The organism is Pseudomonas brassicacearum, assembly GCF_918698105.1.
Classification (GTDB): Bacteria; Pseudomonadota; Gammaproteobacteria; order Pseudomonadales; family Pseudomonadaceae; genus Aquipseudomonas; species Aquipseudomonas brassicacearum_F.
This window is the reverse complement of record NZ_CAKKMI010000109.1, coordinates 1-17,199: the sequence shown is the minus strand read 5'-3', so window position 1 is coordinate 17,199 and position 17,199 is coordinate 1. Positions and strand designations below refer to the sequence as shown.

The window sequence follows — 17,199 nt, the reverse complement described above, 5'->3', positions numbered from 1 at the left end:
GTCCCGCCCGCTCTACGAATGCATCCTCACTGGCGTCGTGCCGATCGACAGCGGGATCGTGCACAACAATGTCACGCGCCTGTCGAACCAGCGCAGCATTTTCCACTACGCCACCCAGGCCGGCTTGAGTACGGCGGCCGCGGCGTATCACTGGGTCAGCGAGCTCTACAACATCTCGCCCTTCGTGGCCGGTCGTGATCGTCACACCGACAACCCCGACTTGCCGATTCAACACGGGCATTTCTATTGGAATGACCACTACCCCGATTCCCATCTGTTCGCCGATGCCGAACACCTGCGCCAGCGCTACTTGCCAAGCTTCCTGCTGGTGCACCCGATGAACATCGACGACGCCGGCCACAAGCATGGCCTTGACACTGCGCAATACCGCAACAGCGCGCGCTCGGCCGACATCAACCTGGCGGTCTACCTGCAAGGCTGGCTCGACGCCGGTTACCAGGTGCTGGTGACCTCCGACCACGGCATGAACAACGACCGCTCCCATAACGGTCTGCTGGCCGAAGAACGGGAAGTGCCGCTGTTTGTCCTGGGCAGCGGCTTCAGTCTCGATCCCGCGGCCACGCCCCGGCAGACCGAACTGTGCGGCACCATTTGCCAATTGCTCGGCGTCGACCACGACAAACCCTATTGCCAGGAGTTACTCAAGTGAACGCCATGACGCGCGGCAAATGGCTGGCAGCGTTGTGCCTGGTGCCCTTCGCGATTTTCTTCATCGTGTTCCAGATCGCCCCGCTGCTCTGGGTGCTGGTCAACAGCCTGGAATCGCAAGAGTTCGGCTGGGGCCTGGCCAACTTCAGCAAGATCTTCAGCTCGAAGTTCTACCTGCAAGCGATCCAGCACAGCTTGGAGATCAGCTTCTGGTCCAGTGTGTTTGGCATCGTCATCGCCGTGCTGGGCAGCTACTCCCTGCGCCGGGTGGATTCGCGACTGCGCAACTTCGTCAACGCCTTTGCCAACATGACCAGCAACTTCGCCGGCGTGCCCCTGGCCTTCGCCTTCATCATTTTGCTCGGGTTCAACGGCAGCATCACGATCATGCTCAAACAGGCGGGGATCATCGAGGATTTCAACCTGTACTCGAAAACCGGCCTGATCATCCTCTACACCTACTTCCAGATCCCCCTGGGCGTGCTGCTGCTCTATCCGGCCTTCGACGCCCTGCGCGAAGACTGGCGCGAATCCGCCGAGCTGCTGGGCGCCAACGGCTGGCAGTTCTGGCGCCACATCGGCTTGCCGGTGCTGACCCCGGCGCTGCTGGGCACCTTCGTGATCCTGCTGGCCAACGCCCTCGGCGCCTACGCCACGGTCTACGCGCTGACCACCGGCAACTTCAACGTACTGCCGATTCGCATCGCCGCCATGGTTTCCGGCGATATTTCCCTCGACCCGAACATGGCCAGTGCCCTGGCCGTGATATTGGTGGCATTGATGACCGTGGTGACCATCGTCCATCAGTTGCTGCTCAAGAGGAGCTACCATGTCTCGCGCTGAACCGGGCTCCGTCGGGCTCTATCATCGGGTGGTGGTGTACCTGCTGTTCGCCATCCTGCTGCTGCCCCTGGCCGGCACGCTCGTCTACTCCATCGCCAGTAGCTGGTCGGCCACCGTGCTGCCCAGCGGCTTCACCTTCAAATGGTATGTGCAGTTGTGGAGCGACCCGCGTTTTCTCCATGCCTTCGGCCAATCGCTGCTGGTTTGCGTCGGCGCGCTGGTGCTCTCGGTGGTGTTGATCCTACCGTTGCTGTTCGTGGTGCATTACCACTTCCCCAGGCTCGACGCGCTGATGAACATCCTCATCCTGCTGCCCTTCGCGGTACCGCCGGTGGTGTCGTCGGTGGGGCTGTTGCAACTCTACGGCTCCGGGCCGCTGGCGATGGTCGGCACGCCGTGGATCCTGATCGGCTGCTACTTCACCGTCGCGCTGCCGTTCATGTACCGGGCGATCACCAACAACCTGCAAGCCATCAACCTGCGCGACCTGATGGACGCCGCCCAACTGCTCGGCGCCAGCACTTTCCAGGCGGCGTTCCTGGTGGTGCTGCCGAACCTGCGCAAGGGCCTGATGGTGGCGTTGCTGCTGTCCTTCTCGTTCCTGTTCGGCGAATTCGTGTTTGCCAACATCCTCGTCGGCACTCGCTATGAAACCCTGCAGGTGTACCTGAACAACATGCGCAACAGCAGCGGTCACTTCACCAGTGCGCTGGTGATCTCCTATTTTTTCTTCGTACTGGTCCTGACCTGGGCGGCCAACATCTTGAGCAAGGACAAAAGCCAATGAGCTACGTCAGCGTCCAACACCTGCAAAAAAGCTACGCGGGCACGCCGGTGTTCAGCGACATCAACTGCGAGATCGCCAAGGGCGAATTCGTCACCCTCCTCGGCCCTTCCGGTTGTGGCAAGTCCACGCTGTTGCGCTGCATTGCCGGCCTGACCGCGGTGGATGCCGGCCAGATCATCCTCGACGGGCAAGACATCGTCCCGTTGAGCCCGCAGAAACGCGGCATCGGCATGGTGTTCCAGAGCTACGCCTTGTTCCCCAACATGACTGTGGAACAGAACGTCGCCTTCGGCCTGCGCATGCAAAAAGTCGACGCCTCGGACAGCCACAAGCGTGTGCTGGAGATCCTGCGCCTGGTGGAGCTGCATGATTTTGCCGGCCGCTATCCCCATCAACTGTCCGGCGGCCAATGCCAGCGCGTCGCCCTCGCCCGTTCCCTGGTGACCCGGCCGCGCCTGTTGCTGCTGGATGAGCCGCTGTCGGCCCTGGATGCACGGATTCGCAAGCACTTGCGCGAGCAGATCCGACAGATCCAGCGTGAGCTGGGCCTGACCACGATCTTCGTCACACACGACCAGGAAGAAGCCCTGACCATGTCTGACCGGATTTTCCTGATGAACCAGGGAAAGATCGTACAGAGCGGCGATGCCGAAACCCTTTACACAGCGCCAGTCGACGTCTTTGCCGCCGGTTTCATCGGCAACTACAACCTGCTGGATGCCGACAGCGCGACCAAACTGCTGCAACGGCCGGTGAGCGGCCGTATCGCCATCCGCCCGGAAGCCATCGAGCTGAGCCGCAACGGCGAGGCCGATGCGCTGATCCGCAGCCATAGCCTGCTGGGCAACGTGATTCGCTACCGGGTCGAGGCCCGTGGCGTGGAACTGGTGGTGGATGTACTCAATCGCTCGGCCGCCGACTTGCACCCCGATGGCGCACGCCTGTCACTTTCCATCGATCCGTCGGCGCTGTGTGAGGTAGCCTGATGGCTTTGTTGATTTTGAAGCTTATCTTGAAGAGGAAAACGCGCTGATGGCCCTGGCAATTTTTGATCTGGACGAAACCCTGATCCACGGCGACTGCGCCACCCTCTGGAGCGAACAGATGGGACGCCTGGGCTGGGTCGATCCCGAGTCGTTCATGCAGCGCAACAACGCGCTGATGGACGCCTACAGCCACGGCAAGCTGAGCATGGAAGAGTACATGGACTTCAGCCTGGAACCGATGATCGGCCGCACACCGGAAGAAATCGAACACCTGGTGGCGCCTTGGGTGGAAGACTTCATCGAACCGATCATCTTCAGCGACGCCACCAAGACCATCGCCGAACACCGCAAGGCCGGCGACCGGATCCTGGTGATCTCGGCCTCGGGCACGCATCTGGTCAAGCCGATTGCCGAACGCCTGGGCATCGATGAGATCCTGGCGATCGAACTTGAAGTGAGCCATGGGGTGTATAGCGGCCAGACCGTGGGCACCCTGACCTACCGCGAAGGCAAGATCGCGCGGCTGCTGGACTGGCTGGATGCCGAGGAAGAGAACCTGGAAGGCGCAAGTTTCTATTCTGATTCGCGCAATGACCTGCCGCTGTTGCTGCGGGTGGACTTCCCCCATGTGGTGAACCCGGATCCGGTGTTGAAGGCTCATGCCGAAAAGGCGGGTTGGCCGATTCACGAATGGAAGTAGATACGGGTGCCCGCCTGGACGAGGCCTTAGCAGCAGTCTGGAACGTCATGAAGAAGGTCCAATTGCTACCCTCAGACAGTGCGAGAAGTTCAGAGGATTACCCCCCGCGCTGAGCCGAACGGAGTAATTAACCAGCACCGCGGTTGCGTCACTTTCCTGCACCCATTCCAATGGCACCGTGAAGGTATAGGGCTGGTTCGCGTTGACGGCTGATCGGGTGCCTTCATGGGTCTGCAGGCCGCTCCACCGCACGCCGATATCGTATCCGGCCAATGCGCGGGTATCGCTCACAGTCACGACACGCGTTGCACGGTCGTAGACCGGCGCATCCAATACGAGGGGTTGCTCATCGATGGTCAATGTCAGGAACTCTGATTGCAGCGGCGCATTGGCGGTTGGCGTCTTGATCGTATAGCCCACCTTTACGGCAAATCCGATGTTGTCGATGAACTCCATGCGAGGAACCTGCAGCGGGCGTCGCCCCGCGACGGGGTTGGCCTCGGTGTAGGTATTCGCGCGCCCCTGCCAGATGATATTGAAGATGTGGGATTCGGACTCCCCCTGATAAGGGGGCACGATGACTTCCAAATATTCATCCCTGTACAAGTCTTTTTCACCATTGAACCCGATCTGCACCCGATTGCCCTTGTTGTTGTAGGCCTTGGGGATAGTCGGCTTGACCGGCACGATGACAGCGAAGCCCACGGGCAACGACCCCTGCCCGGTGTCCACATCCCTGGCCTCAAGCTGGTAGGCCCGGACGCCCAGATCTGTAAGGGTGATGCTCCACTTCGTGTCGACAACATCCCCAGGTTCGCCGATCGGCGTATCACTGTCGAACAACTGGATCTGTTTCGCGCTGGCAGCTAGCGCCGTGCCGGTTACCGTCACACGGGTTTGGAATGTCATACCGTTTGCAATGGAATCAATGTCGTCCCGGATGTCATCCACCGTTGGGGCACCCTTTACCCAGATACTCATCTCCAACGCCGCAGAAGCAGCCGGGCCCGTGGCCCGCTCAACCCAATACATGACCTTGACAGTGCCGCCGCGATTGGCCGCGATCTGGGAAACCGGGATATTGAACGACACGTCGGCTTTTTCGTTCGACGCGTCCAGCGTAATCACATCTTGGTAACGCCCGTTGATAGAGCCCCACCAGAGTATGTGCACCGCATCCCCGGCAGCCTGACCTTCATATTGGCGCACGATCAACTGAGTGCCTGCCACGAAGTCAGCCGGGTCCAACACTCCATCGCTTTCTCCCACTACATCCGGCTCAGCCAATACCGCGTTCGGCCAAGCGATACTCAGAGCAACCGCGTGCAGGGACTCATGCTCGACAATCGTTCCCTCGACCTCGCCACTGCGCAACCAATAGGACAGCACCAGCGTACCCTTATCGATAGCCCTCAAGTGCTCGCCGTCGACGCTGATGAAGATGGGGCTGGCCTCTGCAGCTTCTGTCTCACTGATGGTGTGAATCGCCAGCTCAGGGGCATACGCCTCACCGCTCGCCTTGTTTCCCTTCCAGACCAGCCTGATAACGTTGCCCGCCTCCATCGCCTCGTCCCAAGGAATCTCGATCCTGGTGCTGGGCAATTGCGGATCAAGGGTGCGGGCAAACGCGTCAACAGCGACCGGTGCCGCGAGAAGTGAAGGCCGTCCGATCAATTGCGGCGAGAAAATTCTTGAGAGCAGAGCCGGGCTGCCATCGGCCTTTAGCAGACGATAGGAAAAACCCACATGGACACTCCCGATCAATGCCCGCACCTCTGCGCTGGGACGCGCAAACTCAAGCACCCCCGGCACGTTGGTGATCCGCTCTTTGACGTAACTCACCTCCACCACCTCGCCACTCGCGGTCGTTCCCTTCAACCGCGCTTCCACTTCGTCGCCCACGGCAAAATCAACGCCGACGGCATATGTCTGGAAAATCAGATCCGCCCTGCGCAACTCATCCATGTCCAAGACCAGATTGCGTACTTGTTTGATCAGAGGTGCGTCTAGGCGTGCATTCCCGGTGCCGATTACCACCCGTTGAGCGGCGCTCCAGTCTTCCGAGCGATTGCCCACTTGATCATGAACATCAAAGGCCACCACGAGGCCATAACTGTCGGTATCGCCACTCGCCAGCACAGCGGCCTGATCGACGATAATCACTAAAGGGTTGTTCTCAGGATCCACGACCTGCTCTTCGGTCACAGGCTCGGGCAGTGAGACGAGTTGGCCGCCCCAGGACAGGGTGATACGGTCACCTACAGCCATGAACGGGTAAGGCGCGATCGTGATGGGTACACCGAGCGCGGCAGCCTCGCTGTCGATCACTGCCGGTGGCAGGAACTCGGGCGCGATGATCATCGCCAGCTCGGAATGCCCGAGGTCTGGATTACTGTCCTTGCCACCGGGGGGCGCGGCGTCGATCTTGATATGGATTTTCGTGACCGTCGATGACTCGGGGGGGCCTCCATCGGGCCTGAGAACGTCGTAGTTTAGATCGTAGGCGCCATCTACCAATCCTATCGACGGAATAAACCGTATCAGCTCACGCCCTACCTGATCAGGCTCGGTAATACGACCGGTCAATACAGGGAACTGGTTGATCTTCACTCGGTAACTGTCATCAACGCTCATGGCGGTCCACGGCGCGATGACTAGCTTCAAGCCTTGCAGGGGATGGGCCAGCCGAGCGGCGGCGATGTTGATGCCCAGGGTACCTGCTGGGGCAGGCGGATATGCGGGTATGCTGTCGGGGATCTGCAATGGCTCCAACAACGACAGTGGGGCGCCCCCGGAAGACTGCGCAGACATGACAAATCTCCAATAAAAAAGGTTCAACCATGATTCGAATGCCTGCCGGAGCCGAAGCCAGGAGGCGATCCCCAGCGTCCGGGCTCTTCGGGTCACGGCTGCACCCAGATTCACAGGTCGATACTCCAACGTTCTTTGTCGGAGGGTATCGGGGCAGCCTCACTCGGAAGATCCCGTCAGTCAGTTTGAACAGCGTTTCGTTCTATACCGCCTCACTTAGTTGGCGGGTGTCCATTGATCGTCTTCGATATATTCAAAGTTCGCATCAACGCTGGCGGTCGCGGGCAAGGTCAACCGGATAATCGGCAACCAAATCTGGGTTTGCCCGTAAAAATCCTCTTGATCCTCTTGGGCGCCTGCCAGCCCCCCCGCTCCTGTGGGTATGTAGAAAAACGCCTGGATAGGCAGACGCTCGCCTATATCTTGCTCCCAAGGAGTCAGGATAAGTTCATTTACACTATTGAAAGACTGCTCCCCGAGTAAGCCCATCGCCTTGATCGCTTCGTCGAACGCCTCAGCAGCGGCCACGCCCAGATTTTCATGAACTTTGAATCCGCATTGCCGGGAGAGGACCGAGCCAGCCGGCCCGGTATAATGGGAAAGCCATTTTTGAGCAGTGTCCACACCTTGCTCTTGGCAAGGGCGGCTTTGGGGATAATCTGGCGTTTCGCCGCAAGCATTGTTGACTCTTAAACTTGTCCAACCATCCAAAGGAAAAACACAGCGAACTTCTATAATGTTCTTATCCGCCGGCTGATCATCCTCAGGATAAAGTATGAAGCCGTGATTGTAATCGTAAGGCAGCCTTTTAAACTTCGCATCCATTCGCAGAAAAGAAAAAGACACCCCATTCCGTTCATAAGAACCTGGGGCCGGGTTCCAGGCATGAAACATGGCGGAGGCTTCGGTACCTCGAATAATAACGCCCGTGCATTTAAACGCTGCCTCTTCCACGTCCGTGCAGTTGGGGCGGGTATCTCGGTAACGTTCCCTCATGCCGACCGCGACCTCTTCGCCTGTCCTCGAGGTTAAAGCCTCGATGCCCATTAGCTGTTGTTGCGGCGTGCTGCAGGCGAACAACAGGGTGAGGCCCAACATTAAAAATAATGACTTTGCCATACCCACCTCTCTTGAAAATCCCCTTTAATAGTCAGCCTGCGAGGAAAACCAAGTTCGCTTTCTAATTAGAGAGAAAATCGCTATTTTTCAGGCGTCCACTGCTCACCGGAAAAAAATTGGAAAGTAGCGTTGGCATCGGCGGTTGCCGGAAGCGTCATACGAATGACCGGCAATAAAATTCCCGTGCCTTTATAGAAATCCTCTTGATCTTCCCGGGCGCCAGCCAGTCCGCCATCGCCCTCGGGGGTATAAAAAAAAGCCTCGATTGGCAAGCGATCGCCAATGTCCTGCGCCCAAGGTGTCAAGATCAATTCGTTTTGCACGGGAAAAGACAAATTTCCTGCCAAGCCCATCGCCCTGACCGCCTCATAGAAGCCTTGAGCAGCAGCCATACCCATAGCTTCGTGAACCTTGAATCCGCACTGGCTGGTACCCCGCGACTGGGCTTTATTAATGAAATGCTGGAGCCATTGTTCACCCGTCAGCACGCCTTGCGGTTGACAGGGAGCGCTTACTTGGGGGAAGTTTGGGTTGCTACCACAGGCATCTGTTGCCCTAAGCTCACTGGCGGCATCCAATGGAAAAACACAACGGACCTCAATGGTGACTGTGTCCGCTGGTTGATCATTTTGCGGGTAAAGTACAAAGCCATGATTGTAGTTATAGGCCAATCTCTTGAACTTCGAATCTGCTCTCAAGTAAGAAAACGAGACACCATTTCTGAGATAAGCATTAGGCGCCGGGTTCCATGCGTGAAACGCGGGGGAAGCTTCGGTACCTCGAAAAATAACACCGGAACATTTGAACGCCATCTCCTCAAGGTCCGCGCAGTGGCTGGGGGTTTCGCTATAACGGCGGGTCATTCTGGCGGCCGTCTCCTCCCCCGTCTGCAAGGCCGCGCTGACACCGAACAGTGGCTGCGACTGGTGTTGGGAAGTGCTGCAGCCTAGTAATAGCATCAAGCCCAGCACAATGAGCCGAGGCGCTCTCATACTCGCTCCCTCAAGCACTGTCGAAGGAGCCGACAGGCGTACTATTTGACTATTTTTCTAGTAAGGCAATTAGCAGAAAACTGCGGTCGTGGGCGGCTACAGTGGGATTCTCAGGTAATGCGAGAAAAGAATGGGATTATTAGCATCAAGACGCAGCGTATAGTTGAGCAGCACAGTGGTCCCCACACTTTCAGCCACCCACTGCGGGTCGACGAGATACGTATAAGGTCGAGTAGTGTCCAAAAGTACTTCTGGACCATCATGGGTAACAACCCCCTGCCATCGAACCCTGATTTTATAATCGCGCATTGCGCTCGTATCGGTCACTGTCACCATTCGAGTGGCAGGGTTATAGAGCGGCTCAGGCAATGCCAGCGCCTGCTCATCAATAAATACCGGCCCCCAACGCTCGGATATCATTGCCCTGCTCGTGGCAGACAGCTGGACGCTATAATCGACTTGAATCGGAGTACTTCCAATCGAGTCAATAAACTCCATTCGTGGAACCTTCAAGACCCGTTGGCCCGGAACAGGATTAGTTTCGGTGTAGGTGACGACACGTCCCTTCCAGATAACATTCAATATATGATCACGGTGCGAACCAACGTAATCAGGCACCACAACATCCAGAAACTCAACGCGATAAAGATCCTTTTCCCCATCAAACCCCATACGCAAACGCGTACCGGCGCTGTTATAGGCTTGGGGGAGTGTTGGTTTAGATAAATGCGAAACAATAAAGCTTCTGGGTGTCGATGACGTTGTGCCCACCCTTGCGATCAGGCTGTAAATATCGATCGCCAGATTACTTAACGTATGGTTCCAGGCTGTGCCGACCACCGTAAAAGTATTCCCGATCGGACTGCCGTTTCCATATAACTGAATCACATCCCCATTACTGGCCGTGCCATGGACCGTTACGCTGGTATCGAGGGTCATTCCACCCTCGGGAATTTCATTGCCTTGGCGATCTTGCAGCAAAGTGATAACCGGTGCCGTCACTCGGTCAAGGTGAACGTCCAGATACTCGGAAGCTGACTGATTGAAATTACCCAACTGGTCGGTCACTGAGAACTTGGCAAGCGTTCTGGGATTGTCACCGACTGCCCTGAAAGTATCGGTATAAAGCGTCTTCGACACGGCTTCCGTTGGTCCATTCACAGACACATCGATGTTCTCAACACCCAGTTGAAAGCGAACGGTGTCATAGGCACGCTGGTTCGCGTATTCGAAACCGAACAGCACGCCTTCGGCAGCCCGAGCGGCACTAACGCCATATTGCTCGACGTCGGGAGGGACCACCAGATTCATATCGATGAGCGTGCCCTCCGGATCATTCGCTCCGGGAGAGAACAGGTGATACAGGACATTGAGATCTCTAGAGTCTTCGACGTTTCCACTCAGGCGAGTCACTTTGTAATGCAGTCTGTTGACCCCGTTACGCAGCCGTCCCTTGGGAATATGCAAGACGATTTGTTTATTTTCCTCGCCTGGCTGGACGGTCGCGCCATCCACGGGTGTCGTTTCGTCATTAAGGTACAGGTCAGCACGATCCCCCACCCCCATTGTCCAGGCGCGCGCCTGGAACTCGGTCCAAGGATCGATCCAACATTCACAACCGTCAGGCGCGTCGTCATAAATGCGTTTGGGAATGCCCCCGTGCGCAAGACTTTCCGGTTTCACTGGAGTTACCCAACCAGTGATCATCACTGGGTCTAACACGAACGGGTTATTGGCTGTGGAAGATTGAATGGCCATCCCATGTTCCTCTGGCAGGTAATGTGTCAGGCGTCCGAGGACGGCTTCATTACAGGCGGGATCAGGGAAATCGGCTACTGTCAGACCTTACAGGTGGGCACTGCTTCAGGACGAACGGTTAACCACGGGAAGCGCAGCTGCGAACCCGGCCCTTCCAATCAAGGCGCGCGAGCCAGGAAAGCAGCCCGGCGCAACCTGCGGCACCGGACAAGCCACGAAAGCGATCAGCGCTATTGCAACTGCTCGTCAATCACCAACACCAATTTCCCGGACACCTGGTTGGTCGCCAGTTCCGCGAACGCTGCTTCGGCGTCCTTGATGGCAAAGGTCCGGGCCAGTTGCGGGCTCAGGCGTTTGTCGGCGAACAACGGCCACACCTGTTGACCCAGTTCGCTGATCAGGTCGGCCTTGAACTGCTCGTCACGGCTGCGCAACGTCGAGCCGAGCAATTGGATGCGTTTGCCCAGCACCTGTGCCAGATCAAGTTCGGTCGAGCGCCCGCCCATCAGGCCGATCAATACCCAGCGGCCGTCAACTGACAAAAGTTTCACGTTGAGGCTGGCGTAGTTGGCGCCCACCGGATCGAGGATCACGTCGAAGGGACCGAGGTCGTTCAACCCCTCCAGGCCATCGGTGCGCACCACGCCGCCCAGGGCGCCCAGCGCCTCGCAATAGGCCAGCCGCTCGGTCGAGCCGACACTGACCCAGCACGGGTTGCCGAAGGCCTTGCACAGCTGGATCGCGGCCGAGCCGACACCGCTGGCGCCAGCGTGCAGCAACACTTTTTCACCCGGCTTGAGCGCCGCCAGCTGGAACAGGTTCAACCACGCGGTGCTGTAGACCTCAGGCAGCGCGGCCGCTTCGGCCATTGACAGGCCTTCCGGCACGGGCAGCACATGGCGGCCATCGACCACCACTTCCTCGGCCATCCCACCACCGGCCAACAATGCACAAACGCGGTCGCCGACCTGCCAGGAAGAGCCCGGTCCGACTTCGCTGATCATCCCGGAACATTCCAGCCCCAACACCTGGCTGGCGCCGGGTGGCGGCGGGTAAAGTCCGGCTTTTTGCAACAAATCGGCCCGATTCAGGCCGGCGGCTGCCACACGAATACGAACTTGCCCGACATCACACGTCGGGCTCGGCTCATCTGCCCATACCACTTGGCCTTCAACGCCTTGCAATGCTTTCACGGTGCCTCCATAGTGAGTCTCGACTGGGCCCGCTGCTTCAACGCCGGGCTTTCTTGCATTATGCGCCCGGGCCACATGGAACCGGCGACTTCAAAGACGGCCTAATATGCGTTATCAATTGTCCCTGCGTCGAATCAGCATGAAGCACCTGTTCCCCAGTACCGCCCTCGCGCTCGTCATTGGCCTCGGCCTGTTGCCGCTGTCGAACGATACGTTCGCAGCCAATAGCTGGGACAAGCTTCAGCCCGATCGTGACGAGGTGATTGCCAGCCTTAATGTAGTCGAGCTGCTCAAGCGCCATCACTACAGCAAGCCGCCGCTCGATGATGCGCGCTCGGTCATCATCTATGACAGCTACTTGAAGCTGCTCGATCCGTCGCGCAGTTATTTCCTGGCCAGCGACATCGCTGAATTCGACAAGTGGAAAACCCAGTTCGACGACTTCCTCAAGAGCGGCGACCTGAACGCCGGGTTCACCATCTACAAGCGCTATCTGGACCGCGTGAAGGCGCGTCTGGACTACGCCCTTGCCGAACTGAACAAAGGCGTCGACAAAATCGACTTCAACGCCAAGGAAACTTTGCTGGTCGATCGCAAGGACGCTCCTTGGCTCAAAAGCACAGCCGAACTCGATGACCTGTGGCGCAAGCGCGTCAAGGACGAAGTGCTGCGCATGAAGATTGCCGGCAAGGATCCCAAGCAGATCCAGGAAACCCTGACCAAACGCTACAAGAATCAATTGGCTCGCCTGGACCAGACCCGCGCCGAAGACATTTTCCAGGCGTACATCAACACATTCGCCATGTCCTACGACCCGCACACCAATTATCTGTCGCCGGATAACGCGGAAAACTTCGACATCAACATGAGCCTGTCCCTGGAAGGCATCGGGGCGGTGCTGCAGAGCGACAACGACCAGGTGAAAATCGTGCGCCTGGTCCCGGCGGGCCCTGCGGACAAGACCAAACAGGTCAGCCCGGCGGACAAGATCATCGGCGTTGCCCAAGGCAACAAGGAAATGGTCGACGTGGTCGGCTGGCGCCTGGACGAAGTGGTCAAGCTGATCCGTGGCCCGAAAGGCTCCGTGGTGCGCCTGGAAGTCATCCCGGCCAGCAATGCGCCGAACGACCAGACCAGCAAGATCGTGTCCATCACCCGTGAAGCGGTGAAGCTGGATGACCAGGCAGCGAAAAAATCGGTCCTCAACCTCAAGCAGGACGGCAAGGACTACAAGCTCGGCATCATTGAAATTCCAGCCTTTTACCTGGACTTCAAGGCCTTCCGCGCCGGGGATCCGGATTACAAGAGCACCACCCGCGACGTCAAGAAGCTGCTGACCGAACTGCAGAAGGAAAAAGTCGACGGCGTGGTCATCGACTTGCGCAACAACGGCGGCGGCTCCCTCCAGGAAGCCACCGAGCTGACCAGCCTGTTCATCGACAAGGGCCCGACCGTGCTCGTGCGTAACGCCGATGGCCGGGTGGATGTACTGGAAGACGAAAACCCGGGTGCGTTCTACAAGGGGCCAATGGCCTTGCTGGTCAATCGCCTGTCCGCCTCGGCTTCGGAGATTTTCGCCGGCGCCATGCAGGACTATCACCGTGCGCTGATCATCGGCGGCCAAACCTTCGGCAAAGGCACCGTGCAGACCATCCAGCCGCTCAACCATGGCGAACTGAAACTGACCCTGGCGAAGTTCTACCGGGTTTCCGGCCAGAGCACCCAGCACCAGGGCGTGCTGCCTGACATCGATTACCCGTCGATCATCGACACCAAGGAAATCGGTGAAAGCGCCCTGCCAGAAGCCATGCCGTGGGACACCATCCGGCCTGCGATCAAACCGGCCGTGGACCCGTTCAAGCCATTCCTGGCCCAGCTCAAGTCCGAGCATGACACCCGCACGGCCCAGGATGCAGAGTTTGTCTTCATTCGCGACAAGCTGGCCTTGGCGCAGAAGTTGATGATGGAGAAAACCGTCACCCTCAACGAAACCGACCGTCGCGCGCAGCATGCCGACATCGAGGCCAAGCAGCTGACCATGGAAAACCTGCGTCGCAAGGCCAAGGGCGAAGAACCGCTCAAAGAGCTGAAAAAAGAGGACGAAGACCTGATCACCGAGCCGGAGAAAACCAAGCCGGAAGACGATGCCTACCTGAGCGAGACCGGGCGGATCCTGCTGGATTACCTGAAACTCAACACGGCGATCGCCAAGCACTAAGATGATGGCCATTTAATGGTGATGCTCGTCGGAGTGTCATCAAACTGACATCAGTCTGTCGTGAAATACAGGACCGGGTGCCGCGCACCCGGTCCTTTTTTTATCGCCAGAGATTGCCATGACCACGACAGAACAGCTGAGTGCCTTGAGTTCGATCCTGGCTCAAAGCGGTTTGCACAGCCTGTTCCAACCGATCATCTGCCTTTCCGAACGGCGCATCGTGGGTTATGAAGCCTTGACCCGCGGCCCCTCCAACAGCCCGTTGCACTCCCCCATCGCGCTGCTTTCCGTGGCGCGCCAGGCTGGCCGCCTCAGCGAGCTGGAACTGGCCTGCCGCCGCAGCGCCTGCCAGCGCTTCAATGAACAAAAGCTGCCGGGCAAGCTGTTTCTCAATGTCTCGCCCGAGTCGCTGCTGGAATCCGCGCACCAGACCGGGCGCACCCTGCAACTGCTGCAGGACCTCGGCATTGCCCCCAGCCAGGTCGTGATCGAACTGACCGAACAAACCCCCATCGATGACTTCCAGCTCCTGCAAACCGCCCTGCATCACTACCGAGCGATGGGTTTCTCGATTGCCTTGGACGACCTGGGCGCCGGTTATTCGAGCCTGCGGCTGTGGTCTGAATTGCGGCCCGATTATGTGAAGATCGACCGACATTTCATCGACGGCATCCATCAGGACGCCCTCAAGCGCGAGTTCGTGGGCTCGATCCTGAAAATCGCCCGGGCTTCCCGCGCCCAAGTGATCGCCGAGGGCATCGAATTGCCGGAAGAACTGGCGGTGCTGATCGAAATGGGCGTCGACCTGGTCCAGGGCTATCTGCTGGCCCGGCCTCAGGAACAACCGTCACGCGATGCCCGGGCGCTGATGCCCAAGCAGGACAGCGGTGTGGCGGCCTTGACCGATGAGGTCAACGACCTCAGTGCGCTACTCAACGAACAACCGGCAGTGGCCCACAACACACCGACAGCCACCGTGCTGGAAGCGTTTCGTCGCCAGGCCAATCTCAACTCCCTGGCGGTGCTGGATGATCAAGGCCAGCCTTGCGGCATCGTTCATCGTCATTCGCTCTCGGACGCCTTGCTCAAACCCTTCGCCACCGACCTGTTCGCCCGCAAACCCATCAGCCGCTTGATGAGCGACGACTTTCTCGCGGTGGAGCTGAACCAATCACTGCAACAAGTCAGCCGCCTGATCACCAGTCGCGCCCGGCAACGCATCGAAGAAGACTTCATCATCACCCTCAACGGCGGCTACCTGGGCCTGGGCCGAGTGATCGACGTGCTCAAGCTCATCACCGAACTGAAAATTCAACAGGCCCGCTACGCCAACCCCCTGACCCTGCTGCCGGGCAACGTCCCAATCCAGCAATGCCTCACGCGCCTGCTGCAACAACGGCAGGAATCGGTGATCTGCTACGTGGACATCGACAGTTTCAAACCCTTCAACGACATCTACGGCTACGGTCGCGGCGACGAAGTCCTGCTGTGCCTGGCCCAATGCCTGAACGAACGCATCGACCCCAGCCGCGACTTCGTCGGCCACATCGGCGGCGACGACTTCCTGCTGGTCCTCGGTCCGGAAGACTGGCGCCGACGCCTGGACCAGCTCCTCAGCGACTTCCAGACCCACTGCCGCCGCTTCTACCGCCCCGAGCACCTGGAGGCGGGATGTTTTACGGCGTTGAACCGACAGGGCGTCCGGCAGGAGTTTGCATTGTTGTCATTGTCGATTGGCGTAGTGCACCTGCGCGCCGAGGCCTGTGAGGAATTGGATGCCAGCCAGTTGGCTGAACTGGCTTCGCAGGCCAAGCATCATGCCAAGGAGATTTTGGGGGGAAGTGTGTATTTGGTGGAGAGGTTGGCTGAGCGGGAGGTTGTGGTGGCGTTGGGGTTGTCGGTGTAAGCGGATTCTCCATTCGTCACAGCCCGAACGGCTGGCGCTAAGCCTGTGGCGAGGGAGCTTGCTCCCGCTGGGCTGCGCAGCAGCCCCCTCCTGAACAGCCCCTCGGTGTGTCTGGTTGATCAAGTAGGCTGTTTTTAGGGCTGCTTCGCAGCCCAGCGGGAGCAAGCTCCCTCGCCACGAAATGCGGTTTGGTGGTGCAGTAGGGGTCCGTTTCGATCATTCCCACGCTTCTGCGTGGGAATGTCGCCAGGGACGCTCCGCGTTCCGCTTCTGATGTGACGCAGAGCGTCACGGGATGCATTCCCATGCAGGGCGTGGGAACGTCAATTCTCGGCTTGATATCTCATTAAAGAAGCCAGTAGCACCCGCATAAATTGGCGCTGATCATTAACAACGTCGTCAAAATACGTATCCAAATTCAAGAAAACTCTATCAAAGCTATCACCATTCTCTAGGAAATAGCTGAGAGTATTAATCAACAAAACTTGCTCTTTTTGGCTATAAAATAAAAACTCCGGACGAATCAACAAATCAAATAGCTGACCCAATTCTTGATCATCGTTTACATTTTTTGAAGTTATTATTTCCTCACGCGCCACGTCATGAGTATTTTCAATACTGAAAACAAACAATAACCCCCAGATATCATGCATATCATATGTATTTTTCATGCACCTGATCCTGTATAAGCTGTTTTAGGTCGGCCACTTCCATCAAGAATGACAATCGCCTTCGTATTTTGACCATACTCTAAACTTCCTCGCTTATAACCTTCACCAATTACACGTCCCATTTCAATTGGCTTCTTAGACGCCACAATGCCTGCTCGCCTGAAAATCAACTGAGCTCGATGAATAGCATTGAGTTGGTCGCGATGACTAAAAAAACGAGTTGCGGCAGACGGAATGGCAGGTTGGCCTGCATTACTTCCGCTTCCATAAACATCGATTTCCCCAGTGCCTGGGTTTCGGCCTGTCATAACGCGTTCTAGCTGAGCATCCGCCGTAGTCTGAGCACCATGTTTTTGCAAGAAATGCGCGCCTTGGATTGATCGTTCCATCTCATCCAACCGCCGATAGGCATTCGCTTCCGCCAACGCATCAATCCGCGCCCGCCGCTGCTCCGCCGTCATCGGCAGCGTCGGCTCACCCTCATCTACTCCAAGCTTGGCCGTCGGGTCTTGCTCACCGACCGCCGGCCTACACCCACCCTTCCCC

General features: G+C 57.9%; 13 protein-coding genes and 1 pseudogene. 7 read left to right on the top strand and 7 right to left on the bottom strand.

Going from position 1 to position 17,199, the window contains the following annotated elements; all coding sequences use genetic code 11:
* The 5 genes from LQ215_RS27395 to LQ215_RS27375 form a co-directional block, all read left to right on the top strand.
* On the top strand, positions 1-670 hold a 670-nt coding region (locus LQ215_RS27395), incomplete at its 5' end, for an alkaline phosphatase family protein (RefSeq protein ID WP_230153414.1).
* 5 nt (positions 671-675) lie between these two features.
* Positions 676-1,512: an ABC transporter permease gene (locus tag LQ215_RS27390; protein ID WP_230153416.1), complete on the top strand. Its 837-nt coding sequence runs from the start codon at positions 676-678 to the stop codon at positions 1,510-1,512.
* Positions 1,499-2,299, top strand: a complete 801-nt coding sequence (locus tag LQ215_RS27385) for an ABC transporter permease (RefSeq protein ID WP_230153413.1) — start codon at positions 1,499-1,501, stop codon at positions 2,297-2,299. Before LQ215_RS27390 ends, LQ215_RS27385 begins: the two co-directional genes overlap by 14 nt.
* Positions 2,296-3,285 (top strand): ABC transporter ATP-binding protein, encoded by a 990-nt coding sequence (locus LQ215_RS27380; protein WP_230153412.1) that lies wholly within the window; start codon positions 2,296-2,298, stop codon positions 3,283-3,285. Before LQ215_RS27385 ends, LQ215_RS27380 begins: the two co-directional genes overlap by 4 nt.
* 46 nt (positions 3,286-3,331) lie before the next feature.
* Entirely contained in the window at positions 3,332-3,985 is a 654-nt protein-coding gene (locus tag LQ215_RS27375) for an HAD family hydrolase (RefSeq protein ID WP_230153411.1), read from the top strand.
* Between the two features lie 45 nt (positions 3,986-4,030).
* Here LQ215_RS27375 and LQ215_RS27370 read toward each other — a convergent pair whose 3' ends face one another.
* The 5 genes from LQ215_RS27370 to LQ215_RS27350 form a co-directional block, all read right to left on the bottom strand.
* Positions 4,031-6,796 carry a hypothetical protein gene (locus LQ215_RS27370; RefSeq protein ID WP_230153410.1) on the bottom strand — a complete coding sequence of 922 codons (2,766 nt, stop codon included), beginning with the start codon at positions 6,794-6,796 and terminating at the stop codon, positions 4,031-4,033.
* 216 nt (positions 6,797-7,012) lie between these two features.
* Complete coding sequence (locus tag LQ215_RS27365; protein WP_230153409.1) at positions 7,013-7,915, bottom strand: hypothetical protein; 903 nt, start codon at positions 7,913-7,915, stop codon at positions 7,013-7,015.
* Between the two features lie 80 nt (positions 7,916-7,995).
* Positions 7,996-8,778, bottom strand: coding sequence for a halovibrin HvnA (locus tag LQ215_RS27360; RefSeq protein ID WP_230153408.1), 783 nt, complete (start codon positions 8,776-8,778; stop codon positions 7,996-7,998).
* 225 nt (positions 8,779-9,003) lie between these two features.
* Entirely contained in the window at positions 9,004-10,665 is a 1,662-nt protein-coding gene (locus LQ215_RS27355) for a hypothetical protein (protein WP_230153407.1), read from the bottom strand.
* A gap of 230 nt (positions 10,666-10,895) precedes the next feature.
* On the bottom strand, positions 10,896-11,858 hold the full coding sequence (locus tag LQ215_RS27350) for a zinc-binding dehydrogenase (protein WP_230153406.1): 963 nt from the start codon (positions 11,856-11,858) through the stop codon (positions 10,896-10,898).
* A 139-nt stretch (positions 11,859-11,997) separates the two neighbouring features.
* Between LQ215_RS27350 and LQ215_RS27345 the strand changes: the two genes are divergently transcribed.
* Positions 11,998-14,076, top strand: a complete 2,079-nt coding sequence (locus tag LQ215_RS27345) for a carboxy terminal-processing peptidase (protein WP_230153415.1) — start codon at positions 11,998-12,000, stop codon at positions 14,074-14,076.
* Between the two features lie 118 nt (positions 14,077-14,194).
* Complete coding sequence (locus tag LQ215_RS27340; protein ID WP_230153405.1) at positions 14,195-15,982, top strand: bifunctional diguanylate cyclase/phosphodiesterase; 1,788 nt, start codon at positions 14,195-14,197, stop codon at positions 15,980-15,982.
* Between the two features lie 323 nt (positions 15,983-16,305).
* On the opposite strand, the gene LQ215_RS27335 is transcribed toward LQ215_RS27340, so the two are convergent.
* Together LQ215_RS27335 and LQ215_RS27330 are read right to left on the bottom strand one after the other, a co-directional pair.
* Complete coding sequence (locus tag LQ215_RS27335) at positions 16,306-16,653, bottom strand: hypothetical protein (protein ID WP_230153404.1); 348 nt, start codon at positions 16,651-16,653, stop codon at positions 16,306-16,308.
* Positions 16,650-17,199, bottom strand: a pseudogene (locus LQ215_RS27330) (type IV secretion protein Rhs); the annotation flags it as partial. The pseudogene LQ215_RS27330 and the gene LQ215_RS27335, both read right to left, overlap by 4 nt.

What these genes read in the sequence shown, in the direction of transcription:
- LQ215_RS27390 (WP_230153416.1), top strand. Translation starts at nt 676, where the DNA reads ATGACGCGCGGCAAATGGCTGGCAGCGTTGTGCCTGGTGCCCTTCGCG.
- LQ215_RS27385 (WP_230153413.1), top strand. Translation starts at nt 1,499, where the DNA reads ATGTCTCGCGCTGAACCGGGCTCCGTCGGGCTCTATCATCGGGTGGTG.
- LQ215_RS27380 (WP_230153412.1), top strand. Translation starts at nt 2,296, where the DNA reads ATGAGCTACGTCAGCGTCCAACACCTGCAAAAAAGCTACGCGGGCACG.
- LQ215_RS27375 (WP_230153411.1), top strand. Translation starts at nt 3,332, where the DNA reads ATGGCCCTGGCAATTTTTGATCTGGACGAAACCCTGATCCACGGCGAC.
- LQ215_RS27370 (WP_230153410.1), bottom strand. Translation starts at nt 6,796, where the DNA reads ATGTCTGCGCAGTCTTCCGGGGGCGCCCCACTGTCGTTGTTGGAGCCA.
- LQ215_RS27365 (WP_230153409.1), bottom strand. Translation starts at nt 7,915, where the DNA reads ATGGCAAAGTCATTATTTTTAATGTTGGGCCTCACCCTGTTGTTCGCC.
- LQ215_RS27360 (WP_230153408.1), bottom strand. Translation starts at nt 8,778, where the DNA reads ATGACCCGCCGTTATAGCGAAACCCCCAGCCACTGCGCGGACCTTGAG.
- LQ215_RS27355 (WP_230153407.1), bottom strand. Translation starts at nt 10,665, where the DNA reads ATGGCCATTCAATCTTCCACAGCCAATAACCCGTTCGTGTTAGACCCA.
- LQ215_RS27345 (WP_230153415.1), top strand. Translation starts at nt 11,998, where the DNA reads ATGAAGCACCTGTTCCCCAGTACCGCCCTCGCGCTCGTCATTGGCCTC.
- LQ215_RS27340 (WP_230153405.1), top strand. Translation starts at nt 14,195, where the DNA reads ATGACCACGACAGAACAGCTGAGTGCCTTGAGTTCGATCCTGGCTCAA.
- LQ215_RS27335 (WP_230153404.1), bottom strand. Translation starts at nt 16,653, where the DNA reads ATGAAAAATACATATGATATGCATGATATCTGGGGGTTATTGTTTGTT.